Raw genomic sequence first — 17,307 nt, 5'->3', positions numbered from 1 at the left:
GTACACCTAATCAGGGGCTGCAACAGCTTTTTTGCTTTCCGCAGTTTCATTAAGCTTTCGTTCACTTACTGCTGGCATCTGTTGCGCTCGAGGATGTGTACGCATGCTGCGTGCCAACTCCAAGTAACTGTATTTGCAAGGGAATTGATTCCAATAAAGTGTCCGCGGGCGGACACCCGGGCGCTCGCGTACGCCGGACGCGGACACCGCGGCACCGTCCGCGCCGGCAGCCGGCCGCTAGTGGTGCGGCTGCGACGCCGTCGAAGAAGGACGTCAGCGACAACGGCGGAATACGCGCAGGGCGGTACGCCCGGTACGATCGGCGTTCACCGGCTGTTTACTGGCCCCAAGGAAGAAGGATCCGCATGACCGTCTCGACCCGCCCGCGTGGCGCCCTGCTGGCCATTGCCCTGTCCGCCGCACTCGGCGCACTGAGCTACGTGCCGCCCTCGACGGCGGCCCGGCCTGCCGCCGCCACGTCGGTGGATATCGCCTACGAGCAATTCACCCTGCCGAACGGACTGCGGGTGGTGGTGCATACCGATCGCAAGGCGCCGATCGTGGCGGTCAACCTCTGGTATCACGTGGGCGCCAAGGACGAGCCGGCCGGGCGCACCGGGTTCGCGCATCTGTTCGAGCACCTGATGTTCCAGGGCAGCGAGAACCACCACGGCGAGTTCTTCGAGCCGTTCAAGCAGGTCGGCGTCACCGACCAGAACGGCACCACCAACAGCGATCGCACCAACTACTTCGAGAACGTGCCGACCACTGCGCTGGACATGGCGCTGTGGATGGAGTCGGACCGCATGGGCCACCTGCTCGGCGCCATCGACCAGGCCGCGCTGGACGAACAGCGCGGCGTGGTGCAGAACGAGAAGCGCCAGGGCGAAAACCAGCCGTACGGCCAGGCCTGGAGCCGGCTGAGCCGCGCGCTGTACCCGGCCGGCCACCCGTACCACCACACCGTCATCGGCTCGATGAACGACCTCAACGCGGCCTCGCTGGCCGACGTGAAGCAGTGGTTCCGCACCTGGTACGGGCCCAACAACGCGGTGCTGGTGCTGGCCGGCGACATCGACGTGGCCACGGCCAAGGAAAAGGTGACGCGCTACTTCGGCGACATCCCGGCCGGCCCGACCATGGCCCAGCCCAAGGTCGACGTCGCCCAGCGCAGCCAGTCCACCCGCGAGACCATGACCGACAAGGTGCCGCAGACGCGGATCTACCGCGTCTGGAACGTGGCCCAGACCGGCACCGAGGATGTCGACCGCCTGCAACTTTTGGCGCAGGTGCTGGGCGGCGCCAAGTCCTCGCGGCTGGACCGGCGCCTGGTCCACGAGGACAAGCTGGTCGACCAGATCAGTGCCTCGGTCTGGCCGTCGCAGCTCGGTTCCGGCTTCGGCATCATCGCCATGGTCAAGCAGGGCGTGGACCCGGCCAAGGTCGAGGCGGCGATCGACGAGGAAGTGCGTCGGCTGCTGGACAAGGGGCCGGACAAGGCCGAACTGGCGCGCGCCAAGACCGCCTTCCGTGCCGGCTTCATCCGCGGCGTCGAGCGCATCGGCGGCTTCGGCGGCAAGGCCGACGTGCTGGCCGAGTGCGCGGTGTACACCGGCGACCCCGGCTGCTTCCGCACCTCGCTGGCCACCATCGCCTCCACCCGCTCGCGCGACCTGACCGCGGTCGGCCGCAAGTGGCTGGGCAAGGGCGACTACACCTTGCTGGTCCAGCCGGGCGAGCGCGTGGCCCTGGCCGAGGAGCCGACCGTGCAACCGGCGCCGTTGAACCCGCCGCCGGCCGATCCCAAGTACCGCGTCCTGCCCAGCGTGGTCGACCGCAGCGCCGGTCCGCCCAAGACCACCCAGTTCCCGCAGCTGAAGTTCCCGGCGCTGCAGCGCGCCACGCTGAAGAACGGCAGCACGGTGATCCTGGCCGAGCGCCACGACGTGCCGGTGGTGCAGTTCAGCTACGAGTTCCGCGGCGGCTACAGTGCCGACCAGGGGCGCAAGCCGGGGACGGCCAGTTTCGCCATGGGCATGCTCGACGAGGGCGCCGGCGAGCGCGATGCGCTGGCGTTCGCCGATGCGGCCGACGCGCTGGGCGCGTCGCTGTCCGCCGGCGCCTCGCTGGACGGCAGCAACGCCTATCTGTCGGCGCTGAAGGAAAACCTGGCGCCGTCGCTGGCGCTGTATGCGGACATGCTGCGGCGGCCGCGCTTCGCGCCGAACGAGATCGAGCGGATCCGCGCCAGCTGGATCGCCGGCATCCGCCAGGAGAAGGCGCAGCCCAACGGCGTGGCGATGCGGGTGCTGCCGCCGCTGCTGTACGGCGCCGGCCATCCGTATGCGATCCCGTTCAGCGGCACCGGCACCGAGGCGGCGATCGCGGCCCTGCAGCGCGAGGACCTAGTCGACTTCCACCGCGACTGGGTACGTCCGGAGAACGCCACCGTGATCGTGGTCGGCGATACCACCCTGGGCGAGATCGTGCCGCTGCTGGATGCGCAGTTCGGCGACTGGAAGAGCGAGGGCCAGGCGCCGTCGGTGCCGGCCGCGGCCAGCGTGGCGCGCCCGGCCAAGCCGCGCGTGTACCTGATCGACCAGCCCGGCGCGGTGCAGGCCAACCTGTTCGCGTCGGAACTGGTGCCGCCGACCACCGATCCGGCGGCGGTCCGCTTCGACATGGCCAACGGCGTGATCGGCGGCGACTTCACCTCGCGCCTGAACATGAACCTGCGCGAGAACAAGCATTGGTCCTACGGCGCGCGCAGCGGCGCTGCCAGCGCGCTCGGCCAGCGGCCGTGGACCGCCTCGGCGCCGGTGCAGATCGACAAGACCGCGCCGGCGCTGCAGGAGATGTCCAAGGAAATCAGTGCCTTCGCCAACGGCAAGGCACCGCCGACGGCGGAAGAGGTGGCGCGCATCCGCAACATCCAGACCCTGAGCCTGCCCGGTGCCTACGAGACCGCCAGCGCGGTGATGGGTGCGATCGGCGGCATCGTGCGCTACGGCCGCCCCGACGACTACGTGTTCAAGCGCAAGGCCGAGATCGAGACGATGACCCCGGCGCAGGTGCGCGAGGCGGCGTCGATGCTCGATCCGAACAGCCTGACCTGGGTGGTGGTGGGCGACCTGAAGCAGATCGAGGCGCCGGTGCGCGCGCTGAAGCTGGGCGAGGTCACGGTGATCGATGCCGACGGGGTGCCGCAAAGCGGTGCGGCGGCGGTCCCGGCTCAGCGTTGACCGGAATGGGCGCGCGTCGGCGATGGCTGGCGCGCGCTGTGGCCGGGTGTGCGCCGGCGTTGTCATGGCGGATTCAGCGTTTTGCGGCACAATCCGGATTCACCTGCCAACGGGCTTGTCCATGCGTCTACCGATCGCTTTCGTCCTGCTCGCCACGCTCGCCGGCTGCACCTGGGTCCCGATGGCGCCAGAGGGCAAGGGCGTGCGGGTCCTGCCTCCGGGGCAGGCGGCCAGCGGCTGCGAGAAGCGCGGCGAGGTGGTGGTGTCGGTGAAGAGCAGCGTCGGCTTCTACCAGCGCAACCCGCTGCGGGTGCGCGAGGAGCTGGAGACCCTGGCCCGCAACGAGGCGCCCGGCGTGGGCGCCAACACCGTGCAGGCGATGGGCGACCCGGTCGACGGCGACCAGCGCTTCACCGCCTACCAGTGTGGCGGTCGCTGAACCGCTCAGACCATACGCTTTTCGGGGATTTGTTAAAGATGCGGTAAAACGGTGTAACCGCTAGAATTGGCGCCCCCTCGCCTGACCCTGGCGTACACCTCGATGCTTTTCACCAACGTCTCGATCGCGGGACTGGCGCATATCGACGCGCCGCATACGCTGACCTCCAAGCAGATCAATGCGCGCCTGCAGCCGACCTTGGACCGGCTGCGGATCCGCGCCGACGTGCTCGGCGACATCGCCGGCGTCCACGCGCGGCGCATGTGGGACCAGGACCTGCAGGCTTCGGACGTGGCCACGCTGGCGGCGCGCAAGGCGATGGGCGATGCGGGCATCGAGGCCGGACAGGTCGGGCTGCTGGTCAATACCTCGGTCAGCCGCGATTACCTGGAGCCGTCCACCGCCAGCATCGTCGCCGGCAATCTGGGCGTGAGCGAGCAGTGCATGACCTTCGACGTCGCCAACGCCTGCCTCGCCTTCATCAACGGCATGGACATCGCGGCGCGGATGATCGAGCGTGGCGAGATCGACTATGCGATGGTGGTCGATGGCGAGACCGCCAACCTGGTGTACGAGAAGACCCTGGAGCGGATGGCCTCGCAGGACCTGACCGCCGACGCCTTCCGCGACGAAATGGCGACCCTGACCCTGGGCTGCGGTGCCGTGGCGATGGTGATGACGCGTACCGAGCTGGCACCGGATGCGCCGCGCTACCGCGGCGGCGTGACCCGCTCGGCCACGCAGTGGAACGCCCTGTGCCGGGGCAACATGGACCGCATGGTCACCGACACCCGGATGCTGCTGATCGAAGGCCTCAAGCTGGGCCAGAAGACCTTCGCCGCCGCGCGGCAGGCGCTGGGCTGGGCGGTGGACGAACTGGACCAGTTCGTCATCCACCAGGTCAGCCTTCCGCACACCAAGGCCTTCATGAAGAGCTTCGGCATCGACCAGAAGAAGGTCATGACCATCTTCGGCGAATACGGCAACATCGGCCCGGCCAGCGTGCCGATCGTGCTGAGCAAGCTGCGCGAGCTGGGCCGCCTGAAGAAGGGCGACCGGATCGCGCTGATGGGCATCGGCTCGGGCCTGAACTGCTCGATGGCCGAGGTGGTCTGGTAGTGGATTGCGCAGAGACGCCTGAGCGGTCTCTGCGACACGCATAGAAAAGCTGCCGAAACGATACATGGCACTACTGTCGTGTATATGAATTCGGCTTTTTCTTAGCATCTGGGTACCGCCATCCCAACGAACGCACTGCAATCCAGCTTACTGAAGGCTTGGAGCTGAGGGCTGATGCAAGGGGCATCGGAATGCAACGCCTTGACGCTCAAGCAAAGTGGCCCTGCTCCAGATTGATATGTTAAAAAAAATGGATTTTTAGTACGCGTCATAGCATCATGTTCGTTTCCCGAACATGATCGACGCAGCCATGGAAGACGTGTCCAGGTTCAAGGCGGAGTTTCCGTTCAATGATCTCCCGTTGCTTCCGCCGGCGGGCGACATTGAAACACGGAGTCTGCTCAAGGCCTGCATCAATGCGCGTACCGCACTGGCCGAGTTGAAACAGGCCACTGCCCTGCTGCCCAATCCCACGGTATTGATCAACACGATTCCGATCCTTGAGGCTCAGGCTAGTTCGGAGATCGAGAACATCGTCACCACGACGGACGACCTGTTCCGCTACGCCGATGATCAGGCAAAGGCACAGAAGCCCGCCACCAAGGAAGCATTGCGTTACCGCACCGCGCTTTACGAAGGTTTCCAGTCACTGCAGCAGCGTCCTCTCTGCACGGATACCGCGATCCTCGTTTGCAGCCGCATCAAGGCGGTGCAGATGCAGATCCGCCGCATCCACGGTACGGCGCTTGCGAACGATCAGACCCAGCAGATTGTCTACACCCCGCCCGTGGGCGAAACACTGCTGCGCGACAAGCTGGCCAACTGGGAACGCTTCATCCATGAACACACTGACGTCGACCCGCTGATTCGCATGGCAGTGGCGCATTATCAGTTCGAAGCCATCCACCCATTCACCGACGGAAACGGTCGCACTGGGCGTGTGCTGAACCTGCTGATGCTCGTCGAACAGGGGTTGCTCGACCTGCCGGTGCTGTATCTATCGCGTTACATCATCCGCCACCGCGACGACTACTATCGTCTGTTACTTGACGTGACCCGACATGGCCACTGGGCCGAATGGATCCAGTACATGCTCAGCGCTGTGGCCGAGACGGCTGCATGGACCACGGCCAAGATCCAGGCGATCCGAGGGTTGGAGACGCAGGCCCGCGATTATATCCGCGACCAAGCGCCTAAAGCCTATAGCCGGGAACTGATAGATGTGATCTTCAACCAGCCCTATTGCCGTATCCAGAATGTCGTGGATTTGGTGGGTGTGACCCGACAGACTGGGGCCCGCCATTTAAAAGAGTTGGTGGACATCGGTGTACTGCAGGAGCAGCGGATGGGTAAGGAAAAGCTGTTCCTGCATCCAACGTTCCTCCGTTTGCTGTCCAGCGACAACAATAAACTACCTGCTTACCGCAGGCCCGAGGGGAACGTGGAATCGAGCATATGACCAGCAAGTACGACCAACTCGACCGTCAGACCCTGATTGGTCTGCTGCAGCGGCGTGATGCCGAGCGGCAGTTAGGGCTGGTATGGGAGCGCGACGAGATAGAGGTCGACCAAGCGCTCAATGAAGATTTCGTGGCGCTGTCGCTGGACGTCGGCCTCAGTCATGGCGTTGCGCCGTGGCACAACATGATCATCGAGGGCGACAATTATGACGCCTTGCGTGCGCTGCGCATGACCCATAAGGGCATGATCCGTTGCATCTACATCGATCCGCCGTACAACACCGGCAATAAGGATTTCGTCTACAACGATCGCTTCGTCGACAAGACCCATCGATTCCGCCATTCGCTGTGGTTGGAGTTCATGTATCGGAGGTTGCAACTGGCCAAGGAACTGCTGGCCGACGATGGCGTGATCTTCGTCAGCATCGACGACAATGAGTTGTTCCGGTTGGGGATGTTGATGGATCGGATTTTTGGAGTAAATGGTCACGTTGCCACCTGTGTTTGGCAAAAGCGCTATTCGAGGGAGAATCGGGGCGCGATTGGTGATGCGCATGAATATTTGCTGGTGTATGCGCCTGATTCAGATTCTTTCAAGTCCTCAAGGAATTTGATTCCTCTCACTGAAGCACAAGCTAAAATATACAAGAACACCAATAATGATGAAAAAGGTAGATGGCGCACTATTCCGATGACGGCGCAAGGTTTTCGTCCGAACCAAATGTATGAGATCGAAGGGCCGGATGGTTCTGTTCATTTGCCCCCAGAGGGGCGCTGCTGGTCGATGATTGAGTCGGAGTTTATTCGCTTAAAAAATCAAAATAGAATATATTTTGGAAAAAATGGAGATGCTCAGCCCAGTGTGGTTCGATACTTGTCGGAGGTGGATGGCGTCGTGCCTTGGACATGGTGGCCACACGAAGAAGTTGGGCATACCGATGAGGCACGTAAGGAAATTCAGTCAATCTTTGGGACGCAGATGGCCTTCGATACCCCAAAGCCGACACGTTTGATTGAACGCGTCCTACGCATTGCTACCAAGCCCGGTGACACCGTTCTGGACTTCTTTGCCGGCTCTGGCACGACAGCCCATGCCGTCGCCAAGCTCAACGCCGAAGACGGTGGCCGGCGCAAGTTCATTCTGGTCAGCAGCACCGAGGCCACGGAAGACGCGCCGGACAAGAATCTGTGCCGGGACGTCTGCGCGCAGCGGGTGCGTCGAGTGCTTGGCGGTTACACCAACGCTAAAGGACAGGAGCTGGCTGGCTTGGGCGGTGGGTTCGCATACCTGCGCGCCAGACGCGTCCCCAAGCACCGCATGGCGCTGAAACTGGACCATGCCGAGGTCTGGAGCGCATTGCAGCTGCTGCACGGTCTGCCGCTGTCGCCATGGCCGGACGACGGTTTTGCCGGTGACGGCGAATTGGCCTATCTGGCGGACTTCCACCCAGGCCCCGTGCAGCGCTTACGCGATTGGCTGCAGGCGTGTTCCGCCGCTGCGCCCCACGTGTATACCTGGTCGCCGCAGCGGCTGGCCGGCCTGCTGGTCGACGCCGCGGCAGAGCTGGCGCTGCTTCCTCTCCCGCAACACCTGCGCGAACGCTTCGGACGTTGACATGCCTATGCCCCTGAAAGACTTCCAGCGTGTTCTCTGCGACGGCATCGTCGCCCAGTTCGGTCAGGTGCGCGCGCTGTACCGACAGATCGCCGCGGCCGCACCGGAACGCATCGACGAAGCGCGGCGCAAGGATGCGGTCGTTGTGCTGCAGGCGCCGACGGGCGTCGGCAAGACCCGCATGGCCATCGAGGTACTGCGTCGCGTCTCGGCTGGGGAGAAGGTTCTGTGGTTCTGGTTCGCCCCATTCACCGGCTTGGTGGACCAGTCGCGCAAGGTCTTGGCGAACGAGGCGCCGGAGTTGGCGCTGTTCGATCTTGAAGCGGATCGGCGTTTGGACCTGGTGCGCGGCGGCGGAGTGTTTGTGGTCACCTGGGCCTCGCTGGCGGCCCGCAATGCCGAGAGCCGTCGAGCTCGTCAGCGCGGTGACGACGGCCTGTCGGTCGACCAAGTGATTGCGCTTGCGCGCGAGTCGGGGTTGCGCATCGGCTGCGTGGTGGACGAGGCGCACCACGGGTTTCAACGCGCGGCGCAGGCGCGGGCGTTCTTCTGCGATGTGCTCAAGCCCGATTACGCCCTGTTGATGACCGCCACGCCGCGCGATGCCGACATGGCCGCCTTCGCGCGGGCTACCGGGTATTTCGTCGGCGAGTCGGCGGATTGGGCCTCGGTCAGCCGCGCTGATGCGGTCGACGCCGGCCTGCTCAAGCGTGGCGTGCGCATGGTGCGTTTCATCGCTCGCGACGGCGATACCGCGCAATTGGTGGATTTCGAACATCTCGCCCTGCGCGAATGCGCGCAGACCCATCGGGCCATCCGCGCCAGTCTGGCCGAGGCCGGTGTGGCGCTGACGCCGTTGATGCTGGTGCAAGTGCCCGACGGCAAGGCAGCGCAGGAGGCGGCGCGGGCGTATCTGATCGGGCAATTGGGGTTCGACGCGACAGCCGTGCGCGTCCATACGGCCGACGAACCCGATCCCGACCTGCTGTCGTTGGCGCAGGATCCGACCGTAGAGGTGCTGATCTTCAAGATGGCGGTGGCCTTGGGCTTCGATGCGCCCCGTGCATTCACCCTGGCAGCGCTACGCGGCGCACGCGACGTGGCTTTCGGTGTGCAGGTGATCGGTCGCATTGTACGTCGACATATGCTGTTGCAGGATCGTGCGGACTTGCCGCCGTTGCTGGATCACGGCTATGTGTTCCTCGCCAACTCCGAGTCGCAGGAAGGTCTGCTGCAGGCGGGCGAGCAGATCAACACGTTTACCACGCAGGCTCCCGAATTGGGGACGCAGACGGTGCTCACCATGATTGGCGATGGCGTGGCATTGCAAGTTGTGCGCAGTGGAGAGCCGTTGAGTTTGCTGGTGTCCAGCGCCGGCGTGCAGATGTTGCAGGAGGACGAGGTAACTGTAGCGGTCGATCAGGCTGCAACCGCAGGCGAGGTGGTTGGCATGCTGGCCGGGACTGCGTTTGCGGGAATGACGGAGGCTGCCCAGGCGGCGCTGGAGATGTTCGGCGGCGAAGGGGCCTGGCCCGCACGCGCCACATCGGTGGCAGACGCGTTTGTCCTTGCCCAGGACAGCATGTATCGATATCCGCGTCGTGCTGACGCGCCGGATCGCTTGCGCGGGGAACAGTTGCCCCCGGTCGCGGTGGATTTCGAGGCCCAACTGGCTGCGTACGTCGATTTCTCGCCGGAGGTGCTGGCCGACCGCCTGCGCGGGCGTGTGCAGGTGCAACGTCGCGACACCGACTTGTTCGCGGGAGATAGGGTGGCCGACGATGGCATCGACCTGTGGGCCACGCTGTCGCCCGAAGCGGTTGCCGACAAGGCGGAGCAGATCCGCCTGCGCCTGGTGGACGCCAACGATCGGGAACTGTATGCCCGATTGCTGGACAGATTCGTTCGCGCCATCGAAGCATCTGGCGCCGAGGTCCCCGACGAAGAAGAGCTGCAGATGCGGCAATTGGATCTTTTGTTGGTACGGCGTCCGGGGCTGTTGCGCGATGCCTTCAAGCGCTTGCGCATGAACCAGGTCGTGGATGTGGATGTATTGTTGCCCGCCGAGCTGGTCAGCGCCCAACCGCTGCGTCGTGCCGATCGCGCACTCTATGGCGTTTTTCCGATTGGCCTCAATCAGGACGAACTAGCCATCGCAGAGCGGCTGGACAGCAGCGACAAAGTGAGATGGTGGCATCGCAATCTCCCCAAATCCGGCGTCGGCCTGTATCGCTGGGATGAAGGGGCCGGCTTCTATCCCGATTTTGTGGTTTGCATGGCGCAGCGTGCAGCGTCGGGAATCGCCTTGTTGGAAGTAAAAGGCGAGCAATCTTGGGGGGTTCCGACGGAAGTGGACAAAAGCCTGGCCAAACATCGGGACTATGGCCCAGTGTTCATGGTCGGGCGCAAACGCGGGGAGCGCGACTTCTTTTACCTGCAGGAACTGGGCGGCCGCCTGGAGAGCGCGGGTTACTTCGATCTGGATCGGATGCGGTTTCCATGAACTACCCCGGCTACCCCTTCACCCCGCAGCGCTTCCAGGTCCGCCCGGGGCTGCATATGTCCTATCTCGACGAGGGCCCGCGCGACGGCGAGGTGGTGCTGATGCTGCACGGCAATCCGTCGTGGAGCTATCTGTGGCGCACCTTGGTGAGCGGGTTGTCGGACCGCTACCGCTGCATCGTGCCCGACCACATCGGCATGGGCCTGTCGGACAAGCCGGACGATGCGCCGGGCGCGCAGCCGGGCTACGACTACACCCTGCAATCGCGCGTGGACGACCTCGACGCGTTGTTGCGGCATCTGCGCATCGACGGGCCGGTGACGCTGGCGGTGCACGACTGGGGCGGCATGATCGGCTTCGGCTGGGCGCTGTCGCACCATGCGCAGGTGCGGCGCCTGGTCATCACCAACACGGCGGCGTTTCCGCTGCCGGCGGCCAAGCCGATGCCATGGCAGATCGCAATGGGCCGGCACTGGCGCCTGGGCGAGTGGTTCATCCGCACCTTCAATGCGTTCTCCTCGGGCGCGTCGTGGCTGGGCGTGTCGCGGCGCATGCCCGCCGACGTGCGTCGCGCCTACGTGGCGCCGTACGACAGCTGGGCCAACCGCATTTCCACCATCCGCTTCATGCAGGACATTCCGCTGTCGCCGGCGGACAAGGCGTGGTCGTTGCTGGCGCGGGCCGAGCAGGCGCTGCCATCGTTCGCCGATCGTCCCGCCTTCATCGGCTGGGGCCTGCGCGACATCTGCTTCGACCATCATTTCCTGGAGGGCTTCCGCCGCGCGCTGCCGCAGGCCGAGGTGATGGCGTTCGAGGATGCCAACCACTACGTGCTGGAAGACAAGCACGAGGTGCTGGTGCCGGCAATCCGCCGCTTCCTGGACGCGCATCCGCTGTCCTGAGCGCACTCGCCGGCATGATGCCGGCGTGCAGTGGTGCGCCGCATCGATGCGCAGCTACGAGGGAGGGCATTGCGGCGAAGTGGCGCGAGACGGCGTCGCCGCTGCGCCGCGGATCGTCTACACCGGCGCACGCAAACTGCTACCGATTGCCGTGCTGCAACATTTGGGGCTGTGTACAGTCGCCGCCGATGTGCGCGGCGCGGCGAAGCGAACGCTGCACGCAATCCAACCGGAGACGAGAGTGAAAGCGATGACGATGGCGATGCTGCTGATGGCGATGAGCGTGCCTGGCGCGCAGGCGGAAGACCTGACCACGTCCGCAGACGGCAACACGCTGACGGTGGGATTCGGCCAGCCCACCTGGAAGCAGGTGCTGCACTACCGCAAGCTGTACGACAAGAAGCCGTTCCCCGATGCGGAGATCTACTACTACAGCAACGGCATGTACAAGATCATTTCGCAGGGCGAGAACCACTACGGCGTGTACGTGCTGCAGGGCAGCTTCGACGACCAGACCTATACGGTCCGTTTCATCTCGTTACCGTCCGAAGATTGGGGCAACAAGACCGCCTTCCACCAGTTGACCTTCATCCGCGGCGAGGACAAGAACGTCTTCATCCAGAACGCGATCGTCGACACCGGCGAGGCCATCGCCCAGCAGAACGGCACCTACACCCTGGAAAAGAACACCGTGACCAATCCGGTGCCGACCGCCTGGAAGCATCGCTGAGCCGGTGCGGCGTGTGGGCGCACGTGCGCCACGCCGTTCGCCGGATGCCGGCAGGCTGGGCGTTTGTACGGGTTTCCGTAGGAGTCAACTGTCATGCAGTCGCGAGGAGCGAAGGCCGACTGACACCCGCCGTCGTCGGGACTGAAGTCCCTCCCACAGTGCAGTCCTCCGACAAGGCGAGTGCCGCACCTGTGGGAGCGGCTGTCGTCCCGTTTTGTGGGATCAGCTGCGACTGGCGTTGCGGCTCACGCCCGGTCGCGGCTGAAGCCACTCCCACGGCATCCCTGCCGTGCTTGCGGCGCCGTCGCTCAGGCGTCCGGCAGATTGCGTTCGACCACGCCGTCCCAGTCGGCAGCGGTCAGCAGCGGCAGGCCGTGCGCCAGCCGCGATTTGTCGCATTGCGCGCTGCGTTCGCCGAACTCCAGCGAGGCCGGCACCGCCGCGCACACCGACGGCCGCCGCTCGTGGATGCTGCAGCGGCTGTAGCGGCCGATGTCCGCGTCCAGGGCGATGCAGCGCGGCTGCGCCTGCGAGGTGCCGCGCATCACCCGCTCGTGGGTACGCAGCGGCTCGGTCAGCTCGAACGGGACCCTGCCGCCCAGCGCGGGATCGGCTTCGCTCCAGTGGAAACTGACGCGGAAGTAGGCGCAGCAGGCGCCGCAGGTGAGGCAGGGATGGGACATGGCGGCCGGGCCTTGCGCGGCGAACAGCGTGGGGGGCGCGGCATTCTGACCGAACCGGGGCGCGCTGCAAGCACTGCGGCATTCAGCCGCGGCCGCCGCGGGCGGGCTGTCCGCTGCGGCCCGGCGCATCGGCGATAATCGGCGCATGACCACGACCTGCAACATCGCGGCCACGCTGCCGCGGCTGGCGCGCGAGCGCCCGGACCAGATCGCCATGCGCTGCCCCGGCCGACCCGGCCCCGGTGGCATGGCCGCTTACGACGTGACCCTGAGCTATGCGCAATTGGACGCGCGCAGCGATGCCATCGCCGCTGGCCTGGGCGCCTACGGCATCGGCCGTGGCACCCGCACGGTGGTGATGGTGCGGCCGTCGCCGGAGTTCTTCCTGCTGATGTTCGCGCTGTTCAAGGCCGGCGCGGTGCCGGTGCTGGTCGATCCGGGCATCGACCGGCGCGCGCTCAAGCAATGCCTGGACGAGGCGCAGCCGGAGGCCTTCATCGGCATTCCACTGGCGCAGCTGGCGCGGCGCCTGCTCGGCTGGGCGCGCTCGGCGAAACGGATCGTCACCGTCGGCCGGCGCTGGGCCTGGGGCGGCACCACGCTGGCGCGGATCGAGCGCGCCGGCCAGGGCGCCGGCAGCCAGTTGGCCGACACGGCCGCGGACGACGTCGCCGCGATCCTGTTCACCAGCGGCTCCACCGGCGTGCCCAAGGGCGTGGTCTACCGGCACCGCCATTTCGTCGGCCAGATCGAGTTGATGCGCAATGCCTTCGACATGCAGCCCGGCGGCATCGACCTGCCGACCTTCCCGCCGTTCGCGCTGTTCGACCCGGCGCTGGGGCTGACCTCGGTGATCCCGGACATGGACCCGACGCGTCCGGCCAAGGTCGATCCGCGCAAGCTGCACGATGCGATGCAGCGTTTCGGCGTGACCCAGCTGTTTGGCTCGCCGGCACTGATGCGGGTGCTGGCCGACTACGGCAAGCCCTTGACCAACGTGCGCTGCGCCACCTCGGCCGGCGCGCCGGTGCCGCCGGACGTGGTGGCGCGGATCCGCAGTCTGCTGCCGGAGGATGGCAAGTTCTGGACGCCCTACGGCGCCACCGAGTGTCTGCCGGTGGCGGTGATCGAGGGCCGCGCGCTGCAGGACACGCGCGCGGCCACCGAGAGCGGCGCCGGCACCTGCGTCGGTACCGTGGTGCCGCCCAACGAGGTGCGCATCATCGCCATCGACGATGCCGCCATTCCCGAGTGGAGCGACGTGCGCGAAGTGCCGGCGGGCACGGTCGGCGAGATCACCGTGGCCGGCCCGACTGCCACCGACACCTATTTCAACCGCGACGCGGGCACGCGGCTGGCCAAGATCCGCGAGCGCCTGGACGATGGCAGCGAACGCATCGTGCACCGCATGGGCGACGTCGGCTATTTCGACGCGCAGGGCCGGCTGTGGTTCTGCGGGCGCAAGACCCAGCGCGTGGAGACCGCGCAGGGGCCGTTGTACACCGAACAGGTGGAGCCGATCTTCAATGCACTGCCGGGCATCGGCCGCACCGCCCTGGTCGGCATCGGCGAGCCGGGGCGACAGCGCCCGGTGCTGTGCTACGAGTTGGGCGACAACGCCTGGATGGCGAGCCAACTGGAACTGGACGATCTGCTCCAGCAACTACGCGACACCGCTGCCGCGCATGCGCACACGGCCGGCATCGTCGACTTCCTGAGCCACCCGGGCTTTCCGGTGGACATCCGCCACAACGCCAAGATCGGGCGCGAGAAGCTGGCGCTGTGGGCCGCGGAACAGGTGCGCTGAGGCGCGACGATGGCCGAGCGCTACCGGCTGGGCGATCTGCGCATCGACGCGGCGCGGCAGCGGGTCGAGCGCGATGGTGAAGTCCTGGAGGTGGGCGGGCTGAGTTTTCGCCTGCTGCATTACCTGCTGCAGCAGGGTCAGCGCGTGGTGGGGTTCGATGAACTTATCGCGCAGGTGTGGGCGCCGGCGCTGGTCAACGAGGAGACCGTCACCCAGCGCGTGCGCCTGCTGCGCCAGGCGCTGGGCGATGCCTCGCGGCAACCGCGCTATCTGCGCTCGGTGCGCGGCCAGGGGTATCAGCTGTGCCTTCCGGTACAGCCCGACGCCGATCCGGTTCCTGCCGGCGCCGCACCTGCGCCGCGGCCGATGTGGCGCAGGCGTGGCGTCTGGACGATCGCGGCCGGTGCGGTGGCGATCGCCTCGGCATTGGTCGTATCGCGCTGGCAGGCAGCCGTGCCAACGCCGGCCGCGTCGCCGTTGTTGCAGCGCGCCGAGTACTACGCCGGCATCGGCCAGCGCGACAACAACACGCGTGCGATCGCGCTGTACCAGCAGCGCCTGCAGCAGGCACCGGACGAGGCGGCAGCTCTGATTGGCCTGAGCCGCGCCTACAGTGCGCGCGTCTGCCAATACGACGGCGACCAGCAGGTCGCATTGCGCGCGCAGCGGTTGGCGACGCAGGTACTCGCGGCGCATCCGCGTCTGGCCGCCGCGCATGCCGCGCTCGGCTATGCGTACGATTGCCGCGGCGACAACGCCGCGGCGCTGGCCGCCTATGAGCGCGCGTTGCAACTGGACCCGCAGGCCGATGCCGTGCGTGGCTCGGCGGCCTATCTGTACGAACGCCAGGGCCGCCTGGCGCAAGCGCTTGCGGCCAACCTGCAGGTGCGCGATCCGGCGCGGGTGCGCTTCCTGCCGCTGCAGATCGCCAGCAACCTCGACCTGCTGGGCTACGTCAGCGCCGCCGAAGCGCGCTACCGCGACAGTTTCCAGCTCTATCCCGACAGCGCGTATTCCAATCTGGCGTGGCCGCGCTTCCTGTTCGTGCATGGCCGCACGGCCGATGCGCAGGCTACGCTGGATCAGGCGCTGGGGCGTGGCACCGACTCCGCCGGACTGTTCCTGCTGCAGGCGGAGGTGGCGCTGGCGCGTGGCGACCCCGCGCGGGCACGCCAGGCGAGCCTGCAGGCCATGCGTCTGCGCCCGCAAGGCAGTTTTGCCCAGGCCGTGGCCTGGACGCTGCAGGCGCAACCGCCGCTCCCGGCGCCGCAGCTGCGCGCGCGGGCGCAGACCTTGCTGGACGCCGTGGCGCGCGGCACCGACCCGCTGGATGCGCTGGATGCGGCGCTGCTGCTACAGTTGACCGGCGACCGGCCGGCGGCGCTGGACGCGCTGCGTCGGGCCCAGGCCGCGGGCTATCGCGACGGTGCCTACCTGCGGGTGTCGCCGCTGCTGGCACCGCTGCGCGCAGAGCCGGGTTTCGCGGCGTTGCTGGCGCGCAACGAGGCCGATGTCGCCGCGCAACGGGTACAGGCGCAGCGTGCCGGACTGGTGCCTACGGCAATGCCGTAAGCACGTAGTCGGCGAGCAGCGCCTGCGATTGCGGGTGCATCTGCGGGCGGTTGTAGGCACGCCGGCTGATCACCACCACCAGGCGTTCCTCCGACAGCACGAACACATAGTTGCCGCCGTTGCCCGACATCGCCCAGACCCCGCGTTCGACGCCGTGGGCCTGGAAGCGGAAGCGCCACAACAGGTAGCCGTAGTCGGCATCGTCGCGGGCCTGCGCATGCACTTGGGTCATCGCCCGGATCCATGCGGCCGGCAGCACTTGCGTGCCGTGCCAGCGGCCGTCGTCAAGCACCAACTGGCCGAACTTGGCCAGGTCGCGGCTGCGGTAGCGGGTGCCGCCACCGCCCATGCCCACGCCCTCGGCGGCGTGCAGCCAGTGCGCACCGACGATACCCAGCGGCCGCTCCAGGACCTGCGCGGCGAAGTCCTCCAGGCGCTGCCCGGTGGCCCTCTCGAGCAGCGCGCCGAGCAGGAAGCTGCCGGCGGTACAGTAAGAGAAGGCGCGTCCATATGGACTCTCCTCGGGGCGGCGCATCCACGGTGCATAGCCCTTGAGCGGCAGGTCCAGTGCGAACTGCGTCCAGTCGGCACTGACGTACATGCGTTCCTCGTGGCCGCTGGAGAAGGCGTTGTCGTCGTCGCACTCCCATTGCGAACTCATCGTCAGCAGGTCTTCGACGGTGATCGCGCGCTTGCGCGGCGCATCGTGCTGCCACTGGCGGTCGCCGAAGAAGTCGTAGACGTGGGTCTGCACGCCAGGCAGACGGCCGCGCGCGATCGCCGCGCCGACCAGCAGCGCGGTCACGCTCTTGGTCGCCGAGCGGGTGTCGTGCAAGGTCTGCCGGTCGGCCCCACCGAAGTAGTGCTCGTAGACCAAGGCGCCGTCGCGCACGATCAGCACGCTGGTGGTGTCCGGCGCCGCGCCATCGGCGATGGCGCGTTCCATGGCGGCAAGCCGGTCCAGCTTCCAGCCGCTGGCGGCGGCGTCGGCGACCGGCCAGCCGTCGTCCTGCGCCGGCGGTGCGGTCGCGGCCGCTGGTGCGGCGGCGCAAGCAAACGGAACGATGAGGGAGAAGATGGCGCACAGCAGCAGTGGCAGGCGTGACATGGCGGAACTCCGGTGGAAAGGCCGGTGCACTTACGCCCATGGCATCGCTGAAGTGCCTGATGCCAGACTGAAGAATTCTGAAGGTCAGTCGGATCAAGGGCTTGCACGGCTTGTGTCGCCGGCGTCG

Annotated in this window: 12 protein-coding genes; 10 read left to right on the top strand and 2 right to left on the bottom strand. The window is 66.4% G+C overall.

The genetic code is table 11. From position 1 onward, the window contains the following. The first annotated feature begins 365 nt into the window (after positions 1-365). The 8 genes from GGR66_RS19935 to GGR66_RS19900 all read left to right on the top strand — a co-directional run bounded on the left by GGR66_RS19935 (position 366) and on the right by GGR66_RS19900 (position 12,010). Entirely contained in the window at positions 366-3,242 is a 2,877-nt protein-coding gene (locus tag GGR66_RS19935; RefSeq protein ID WP_184450177.1) for a pitrilysin family protein, read from the top strand. A 121-nt stretch (positions 3,243-3,363) separates the two neighbouring features. After that, on the top strand, positions 3,364-3,681 hold the full coding sequence (locus GGR66_RS19930; protein WP_017907737.1) for a DUF4156 domain-containing protein: 318 nt from the start codon (positions 3,364-3,366) through the stop codon (positions 3,679-3,681). A 102-nt stretch (positions 3,682-3,783) separates the two neighbouring features. Then, positions 3,784-4,800 carry a 3-oxoacyl-ACP synthase III gene (locus GGR66_RS19925; protein ID WP_160964646.1) on the top strand — a complete coding sequence of 339 codons (1,017 nt, stop codon included), beginning with the start codon at positions 3,784-3,786 and terminating at the stop codon, positions 4,798-4,800. A 295-nt stretch (positions 4,801-5,095) separates the two neighbouring features. Next, the gene (locus GGR66_RS19920) at positions 5,096-6,259 is read left to right on the top strand and encodes a Fic family protein (RefSeq protein ID WP_184450175.1); all 1,164 of its coding nucleotides are present in this window, start codon (positions 5,096-5,098) and stop codon (positions 6,257-6,259) included. Continuing rightward, positions 6,256-7,875 carry a site-specific DNA-methyltransferase gene (locus tag GGR66_RS19915; protein WP_184450172.1) on the top strand — a complete coding sequence of 540 codons (1,620 nt, stop codon included), beginning with the start codon at positions 6,256-6,258 and terminating at the stop codon, positions 7,873-7,875. The genes GGR66_RS19920 and GGR66_RS19915 overlap by 4 nt, the downstream gene beginning before the upstream one ends. A gap of 1 nt (position 7,876) precedes the next feature. After that, entirely contained in the window at positions 7,877-10,378 is a 2,502-nt protein-coding gene (locus tag GGR66_RS19910; RefSeq protein ID WP_184450170.1) for a DEAD/DEAH box helicase family protein, read from the top strand. Beyond that, a complete protein-coding gene (locus GGR66_RS19905) occupies positions 10,375-11,280 on the top strand; it encodes an alpha/beta fold hydrolase (RefSeq protein ID WP_184450168.1) in 906 nt (301 codons plus the stop codon). Before GGR66_RS19910 ends, GGR66_RS19905 begins: the two co-directional genes overlap by 4 nt. Positions 11,281-11,530: 250 nt before the next feature. Then, positions 11,531-12,010 carry a hypothetical protein gene (locus GGR66_RS19900; RefSeq protein ID WP_184450274.1) on the top strand — a complete coding sequence of 160 codons (480 nt, stop codon included), beginning with the start codon at positions 11,531-11,533 and terminating at the stop codon, positions 12,008-12,010. A gap of 308 nt (positions 12,011-12,318) precedes the next feature. On the opposite strand, the gene GGR66_RS19895 is transcribed toward GGR66_RS19900, so the two are convergent. Then, positions 12,319-12,693, bottom strand: a complete 375-nt coding sequence (locus GGR66_RS19895) for a YkgJ family cysteine cluster protein (protein WP_010340074.1) — start codon at positions 12,691-12,693, stop codon at positions 12,319-12,321. 145 nt (positions 12,694-12,838) lie between these two features. Here GGR66_RS19895 and oleC point away from each other — a divergent pair, with 145 nt between their 5' ends. Beyond that, entirely contained in the window at positions 12,839-14,500 is a 1,662-nt protein-coding gene (gene oleC, locus GGR66_RS19890; protein ID WP_184450166.1) for an olefin beta-lactone synthetase, read from the top strand. Between the two features lie 9 nt (positions 14,501-14,509). Beyond that, on the top strand, positions 14,510-16,072 hold the full coding sequence (locus GGR66_RS19885) for a winged helix-turn-helix transcriptional regulator (protein WP_184450163.1): 1,563 nt from the start codon (positions 14,510-14,512) through the stop codon (positions 16,070-16,072). On the opposite strand, the gene GGR66_RS19880 is transcribed toward GGR66_RS19885, so the two are convergent. Further along, positions 16,056-17,180, bottom strand: a complete 1,125-nt coding sequence (locus tag GGR66_RS19880) for a serine hydrolase (protein ID WP_184450161.1) — start codon at positions 17,178-17,180, stop codon at positions 16,056-16,058. The genes GGR66_RS19885 and GGR66_RS19880 overlap by 17 nt on opposite strands. Positions 17,181-17,307: the final 127 nt, after the last annotated feature.

This window comes from Xanthomonas sp. 3498 (assembly GCF_014199795.1).
Lineage (GTDB): Bacteria > Pseudomonadota > Gammaproteobacteria > Xanthomonadales > Xanthomonadaceae > Xanthomonas_A > Xanthomonas_A rydalmerensis.
Note: the sequence above shows the minus strand (reverse complement) of the source record. Positions and strands in the feature narration are given on the sequence as shown.